Origin of the sequence: Streptomyces purpureus (genome assembly GCF_014648195.1) — a bacterium.
Classification (GTDB): Bacteria; Actinomycetota; Actinomycetes; order Streptomycetales; family Streptomycetaceae; genus Streptomyces; species Streptomyces purpureus.
Map to the genome: position 1 here is coordinate 121673 of NZ_BMQQ01000005.1, position 290 is coordinate 121962.

Consider the following 290-nt stretch of genomic DNA (forward strand, 5'->3'; position numbering starts at 1 on the left):
GCCCCCACCAGGCACGCCCGGACGAGCACCGCCCAACCCCGGCCGACACCGCCCGCGGACCAGTGGCAGACCCCAGCCAAAACCGCCCGCCGGCGCACGACATCCCCCCGCCAGGCTCGCCCGGGCGAGCACCGCCCAACCCCGGCCGACACCGCCCGCGGACCAGTGGCAGACCCCAGCCAAAACCGCCCGCCGGCGCACGACATCCCCCCGCCAGGCTCGCCCGGGCGAGCACCGCCCAACCCCGGCCGACACCGCCCGCGGACCAGTGGCAGACCCCAGCCAAAACC